This is a genomic window from Bradyrhizobium sp. SSBR45G (genome assembly GCF_030159255.1).
Classification (GTDB): Bacteria; Pseudomonadota; Alphaproteobacteria; order Rhizobiales; family Xanthobacteraceae; genus Bradyrhizobium.
This window is the reverse complement of the sequence record NZ_BSCT01000060.1, coordinates 25,487-31,695: the sequence shown is the minus strand read 5'-3', so window position 1 is coordinate 31,695 and position 6,209 is coordinate 25,487. Positions and strand designations below refer to the sequence as shown.

At 67.4% G+C, this 6,209-nt stretch carries 5 protein-coding genes; 2 read left to right on the top strand and 3 right to left on the bottom strand.

What is annotated here, in order from left to right; genetic code table 11:
* Positions 1-135: 135 nt before the first annotated feature.
* Entirely contained in the window at positions 136-1,050 is a 915-nt protein-coding gene (locus tag QQL87_RS36100) for a phosphoribosylaminoimidazolesuccinocarboxamide synthase (protein ID WP_284423837.1), read from the bottom strand.
* Between the two features lie 42 nt (positions 1,051-1,092).
* Positions 1,093-2,010: a pirin family protein gene (locus QQL87_RS36095; RefSeq protein ID WP_284423836.1), complete on the bottom strand. Its 918-nt coding sequence runs from the start codon at positions 2,008-2,010 to the stop codon at positions 1,093-1,095.
* A gap of 140 nt (positions 2,011-2,150) precedes the next feature.
* Between QQL87_RS36095 and QQL87_RS36090 the strand changes: the two genes are divergently transcribed.
* Complete coding sequence (locus QQL87_RS36090; RefSeq protein ID WP_284423835.1) at positions 2,151-3,224, top strand: helix-turn-helix domain-containing protein; 1,074 nt, start codon at positions 2,151-2,153, stop codon at positions 3,222-3,224.
* A gap of 141 nt (positions 3,225-3,365) precedes the next feature.
* On the top strand, positions 3,366-4,772 hold the full coding sequence (locus tag QQL87_RS36085) for a serine hydrolase domain-containing protein (protein WP_284423834.1): 1,407 nt from the start codon (positions 3,366-3,368) through the stop codon (positions 4,770-4,772).
* Between the two features lie 8 nt (positions 4,773-4,780).
* On the opposite strand, the gene QQL87_RS36080 is transcribed toward QQL87_RS36085, so the two are convergent.
* On the bottom strand, positions 4,781-6,151 hold the full coding sequence (locus QQL87_RS36080) for an MmgE/PrpD family protein (RefSeq protein WP_284423833.1): 1,371 nt from the start codon (positions 6,149-6,151) through the stop codon (positions 4,781-4,783).
* Positions 6,152-6,209: the final 58 nt, after the last annotated feature.

Here is a 6,209-nt window from a genome sequence, read left to right as displayed (position 1 = left end):
GCCCCTCACCCCAACCCTCTCCCCGTGAAGAACGGGGAGAGGGAGCGCACCGTCGATGACGTGCGAGTTCCGACGTCACGTCCAAACATGAGGGTCCCCACCAGCTTCACAGCAGGCGATGGTGCGAAGCAGCCCTCAAATCTTCAGCTCACTCCCGGTCACCCGCCGGAACGCTTCGAGATAGCGCTGGCTGGTGGCATCCACCACGCTCTGCGGCAGCGGCGGCGGCGGGGCGTCGCCGTTCCAGCGGCCGGCCCTGCGCTCGGAATCGAGATAGTCCCGCAGCGGCTGCTTGTCGAAGCTCGGCTGCGGCTGGCCCGGTCGATAGGCGTCGACCGCCCAGAAGCGCGAGCTGTCCGGCGTCATGACTTCGTCGATCAGGATGATGTGGCCATCCTTGTCGCGGCCGAACTCGAACTTGGTGTCCGCGATGATGATGCCCTGCTCGCGCGCCAGCTTCTCGCCGCGCGTATAGATCGCGCGCGTCATGCTCTCCAGCGTGTAGGCCGTCTCGTCGCCGACCACCTCGCGCATCCGCGCGACGGTGATGTTCTCGTCATGGCCGGTCTCGGCCTTGGTCGCCGGGCTGAAGATTGCCGGCTCCAGCTTCTGGCTCTCGACCAGGCCCGCGGGCAGCTGCTCGCCGGCGAGCGTGCCATGGGCCGTATATTCCTTCCACGCCGAGCCGGAAAGGTAGCCGCGAATGACGCATTCGATCGGAAACACGGTGGTGCGTTTGCACAGCATCGCGCGTCCGAGAATTTCGTCGCGATGCGGCTTGAGCTCCGGGACGGCGCTGATGATCTCGTCCGTGTCGGCCGAGATCATGTGGTGATGCACCACGCCTTCGAGCGCGTTGAACCAGTACGCCGAGATCTGCGTCAGCACCGCGCCCTTCATCGGGATGGTCTCGGTCATCACGACGTCGAAGGCGGAGATGCGGTCGGTGGTCAGCAGCAGCACGCGGTCGTCGCCGACGGCATAGATGTCGCGGACCTTGCCGCGGCCGATTTTCGGGAGCGGCAGATTGCTGGCGAGAAGCGTGGTCATCGTACAGGGCTTTCGAAACGGGAGCGTTGCGACCGCAATAGCCTATTCCGGCAGCGGAATGAACTCGTGCTCCTGGGGAACGGCGGCGAAGCGGCCGGTTTTCCAGTCCTGCTTGGCCTGCTCGATGCGCTCCTTGCTGGACGAGACGAAATTCCACCACACGTGGCGCGGCCCTTCCAGCGCGTCGCCGCCGAGGAACATCATCCGGGTCGGCTTCACCGTGTGCACGCTGATGGCATCGCCCGGGCGGAAGATCAGGAGACGCGGGCCCTCATGGCGCTCACGCGCGATCTCGACCTCGCCGTCGACCAGATAGATCGCGCGTTCCTCATGGTCAGGATCGAGCGGCACCACCGTGCCGGCCTGCGCCGTGACCTCGACATAGAACCAGGGCGAGACCATCGTCACCGGCGAGGCCTTTCCGAACGCCTTGCCCGCGATCACGCGCGCGGAGAAGCCGGTGTCGCTGACCGTCGGCAGCGCGCCCGCCGCATAATGCTGGAAGCTGGGCGCGATCTCTTCCGACTCTACCGGCAGCGCGATCCAGCTCTGCAGGCCCAGCATCTGCTGGCCGTTCTGCCGCTGCAGGTCGGGCGTGCGCTCGGAATGCGCGATGCCGCGGCCCGCGGTCATCAGGTTCATCGCGCCGGGCTGGATCTCCTGGACATTGCCCTCGCTGTCCCGATGCATGATGGCGCCGTCGAACAGATAGGTGACGGTGGCGAGCCCGATATGCGGATGCGGCCGCACGTCCATGCCCTTGCCGGAAACGAACTGCACCGGGCCGAAATGATCGAAGAAGATGAACGGGCCAACCATCTGCCGCCGGCCATGCGGCAGCGCGCGGCGCACCGCAAAGCCGTCGCCGAGATCGCGGGTGCGCGGCACGATGACGTGCTCCAGCGCATCGCAGGAGGCGGGATCGCCGAATTCGGGATCGATCGATGGCTGCCAGCTCATGGGACCCTCCTGACACGTGGTCGCGGGAGCTTAGCAGCTTTGCTGCGGCGAGGGCAGGGCAGGAGGTCGCGGCGCGGCCGCGATTTGAACGGAGGAGCGGTCCGGCCTAGTGTTCCACCGCTGACAATGGACCTCTGACGATGCCGCTCGACAGCCTCGATCTCGCGCTCCGCGCCGCCGCCATTGCATTGCTGGCGGTGCTCGCCGTGTCGCTGGGACGCGACCTCGGCAGGCAGCTGGTCGGGCGGCTTGCGATCGCGCTGGCGCTCGGCTCGGCCGCGCACGCCGCGACTTTCAACATCGGCGGCGCTGCTGCGCCGTCGCTCGCATCCGCGCCCTTGATTGCGCTCGCGACCGCCGACATCGTCGTGCTCTGGCTGTTCTGCCGCGCGCTGTTCGATGATGGGTTCGCGCTGCGCTGGCGGCATGGCCTGATCTGGCTTGCGGTGTTCGGCTTCAGCCTGATCAGCTGTCTGGTGATCGGGCCATCCGGGCATGCGCGGGCGGTGATCGTCGCGAACAACGCGCTGGCGCTCGGCTTCGTCGGCCTGACCTTGGCGCAGACGATCCGCACGTGGTCGGCTGATCTCGTCGAACGGCGGCGGCGCGTCCGCGCCTTCGTCGTCATGGCGGCGCTCGGCTATGGCGGCATGAACGCTCTGCTGCAGATCGCGGCCATCGGCAGCGGTGGCTCGGAGCTGGCCAATGTGATCAACGCGACGATGTTCCTGGCCGTGGCCGGCGCGGTGACGCTGATGCTGCTCAAGGTGGGGGCTGGGGACGTGTTCGCTCCGGAGGCGCCCCCGGCCGTGGCGAGCGTGCAGGCGCCCGCGGCTGTGGCCAACGCGGCTGAGCCTGCCGCCAACCGCAAGCTGGTCGATGCGCTGATGCGGCTGATGGCGGACGAGCGGATCTATCGCCAGGAGAACGTCACCATCGGCCTGCTGGCGACGAAGCTCTCCATTCCCGAATACCGGCTGCGGCGGCTGATCAATGGCGAGCTCGGCTACCGCAACTTCAATACGTTCCTGAACAACCACCGCATCGAGGAGGCCAAGGCCGCGCTCGCCGATCCCGCGCAGGCCGAGGTGCCCGTCATCACCATCGCGATGGACGCGGGGTTCCAGTCGCTCGGCCCGTTCAACCGCGCCTTCAAGGCGGTGACGGGGGTGACGCCGACCGAGTACCGGCGCATGAGGCTGTCGACGGCGTGATGAGCTCCGGATTGAAATCACAGAGGAATTCCAAAATCGGCGAGGCCGTCGCCGGTTTCGGACAGCGCCCGTTTCGAATTCGGCGAGCCGCAGGGCTGCGGTTGCGGTGTGGTCCGGCAGGTCCAACTGCCGGAGCTTGCCATGACCCGCCGCCGCCTGCTGCTCGTTCTCGCCTCCACCGTGACCCTGAGCGCCCTCGCCATCGGCGCCGCACGCGCCCGCGACGTGCCCCAGGTCGCGACCGGCTTCATTGCCAGCGTGCTGTGCTCGGAGATTTTCGTCTCCGGCCTCGATCCAGACCGGATCTTGTCGGAGACGCAGGCCGCGATGCCCGGTGCCGGGCTGCTGACCTGGGCGATGGACATCCGCCTCGATCGCGCCGCCAAGGATGTCACCGTGACCCTGCTCGGGCTTGGCCGCAGCCACGCCGTGTTCCGCGACGGGCTCGGCTGTCATATGGACCATGGCGAAACGGCGGATTCGCCGGCCATCCGGCCGGCTGCGCCAACGCCCGCCTTGTTGCCCGACATCGCCCCGCCGCGTGTCGTGACACCGGTCACTCCAGCCCTCGCCGCAGCGCTCGATCGCGCCTTTGCCGAGCCCGACGCGCCACCGTTCCGGCGTACCCATGCCGTCGTGGTGCTGAAGGACGGCAAGGTGATCGCCGAGCGCTACGCCCAGGGCTTTACGCTGGATACGCCCTTGCTTGGCTTCTCCGCGACCAAGTCGATGACCGCGACCCTGATCGGCATCCTCATCCGCCAGGGCAAGCTCGCGCTGCACGCGCCCGCGCCGGTCGCGGCGTGGCAGAGCGAGGGCAATCCGCGTCGTGCCATCACCGTCGATCACCTGCTGCGCCACACCGCGGGGCTCGCGCTCGGCAGCTCGCAGCAGGCCTCGCTGTTGTCGGCGCTCGAGCCGGTCAATCGGATGAAATACGTCGAAGCCGATCGCGCCGCGTTCGCCGAATCGATTCCGCTCGAGACCACGCCGGGGGCGGTCAGCAACTATCACGACGGCAACACCGTCATCCTCTCTCATCTGATCCGCGATGCCACTGGCGGCAGCGCGGCGGATGTGCTGCGCTTTGCGCATCGCGAGCTGTTCGATCCGCTCGGCATGCGCAGCGTGACGATCGAGTTCGACGCCGCCGGCACGCCGGAGGGATCGAGCCAGATGCTGGCCACTGCGCGCGACTGGGCGCGGCTCGGCCAGCTGTATCTCGACGACGGCGTCATTGCCGGCCGCCGTATCCTTCCCGAAGGCTGGGTCGAATATGTCAGCGCGCCGACACCCGGTGCCTTCGTCGGACTCGGCGCCGGCTTCTGGACCAATCGCGGCGACAGTTTTGGCGCCAACTATCGCATCTCCCATGGCTGGCCGCGCGATGCGTTCTTCGCCAAGGGCTCGATCGGCCAATATGTCGTCGTCATTCCGTCCGAGCGCCTCGTCATCGCGCGCTTCGGCCGCACCGTGAACTGGCCGCCGGAGGCCGATGGCGTGGCGCAGCTCGTCAGCGATGTGATGGCCGCAACGCGGGGCGAGTGACGCATGGTTCAGGCTCTCCCCAGCGCGGTCGCCTGCGCAACCAGATCGAACCGCTCCAGCGACAGGATCGCGTCGGCAAAGTCTTCCGCACGACGGCTGAGGACGGGCCGCGCCAGGGTGATGAACTTGTCGCTCATCGCCTGCGCCGAGGGGAACGAGGTCGGCTCGCCCGAGGGATCGTCGTGCAGCCGCTCATGCACGCCGTCCTCGGTGGTGATGGTGACGCGCGCGCCGAACGGATGGCTGCGGCCGTGCTCGAGCTTGTCGTCCTGCACGACATCGAACTTGTCGGCGAGCGCATTGATCGCGGTGTCGCCCAGCCTCGTGTAGTCGTCCCAGCCGAAGCGGCCCTGGTCGAGCGCCAGCGCACCGGTGAAGAACATCGAGAACTGGCCGCCGACGATCGAGGTCGGATGCCGCTTGGTGGCGGCATCGCCCGTCAGGGTGATGCCGTTGCGATGCAGGCCGACCTCGACGCTTTTGACCTGGTCCGGCGTCAGATTGTGCTCGCGGCGCAGCGCGATGATGGCGTCGATCGCCGCATGGGTGTAGCGGCAGCTCGGATAGGGCTTCACGCCGATCTTCATCGTCTCATAGGTCGTGCCGAGACCGGCGACGGCCTTCTCCCGATGCGGCGTATCGGTGTAGCCGACCAGCAGGCCATGCTTGCCCTCGACGGATTCGGTCGCGCCGACGAAGTCGTTCTTGGCCAGCGTTGCAGCTATGACGCCGTTCATGGCCGACGCCCCGACCTGATAGCGCTTGTTCCAGGCGCCGTTGACGAGAAATTGCAGCGAGCCCGCGGCCTGGCTGCCGGATACTCCGAAGGCGTAGATGAGCTGCTGCTCCGACAGGCCGAACAGCTTGCTGGCGGCGGCCGCCGCGCCATAGGTGCCGGCGGTCGCGGTCGGGTGGAAGCCGCGGGCATAATGCGAGGTCGGGTCGAGCGCGTTGCCGAGCCGGCAACAGACCTCGTAGCCGGCGACGATCGCGGTCAACACCTCACGGCCGGACGCGCCAACCATTTCGCCGACGGCGAAAGCGGCCGGCACCACGGGTGCGCTCGGATGCAGCGAGGAATCGGCGTGGGTATCGTCGAAGTCGAGCGAATGGCCCATCGTGCCGTTGAGCAATGCCGCCACCGCCGGGGTCCAGGTCCTGGAATCGCCGAACACGGTCGCCTCGCCGGCCGAATCCAGCTTCAGCGCCGCCAGCATCTTCACCACCGACGGCGTCGATTCCGCCTCGCGGCGGGCGCGGATGGCGCTGCCGAGAAAGTCGAGGGTCAGCACCTTGGCGCGGTCGAGCACCTCGGGCGGGATATCGTCATATTTCAGCTCGGCGACATAGCTGGCGAGCGTTGCGGTTTCCTGGGCCATCGTGTTTCCTCGCTTTGTTGAAGCCAGCGTAGGCAGACTGATTCCGCCTTTCAAGCCG

Bases quoted from the DNA above. Each gene is read 5' to 3' on its own strand.
- QQL87_RS36100 (WP_284423837.1), bottom strand. From the start codon at position 1,050: ATGACCACGCTTCTCGCCAGCAATCTGCCGCTCCCGAAAATCGGCCGC.
- QQL87_RS36095 (WP_284423836.1), bottom strand. From the start codon at position 2,010: ATGAGCTGGCAGCCATCGATCGATCCCGAATTCGGCGATCCCGCCTCC.
- QQL87_RS36090 (WP_284423835.1), top strand. From the start codon at position 2,151: ATGCCGCTCGACAGCCTCGATCTCGCGCTCCGCGCCGCCGCCATTGCA.
- QQL87_RS36085 (WP_284423834.1), top strand. From the start codon at position 3,366: ATGACCCGCCGCCGCCTGCTGCTCGTTCTCGCCTCCACCGTGACCCTG.
- QQL87_RS36080 (WP_284423833.1), bottom strand. From the start codon at position 6,151: ATGGCCCAGGAAACCGCAACGCTCGCCAGCTATGTCGCCGAGCTGAAA.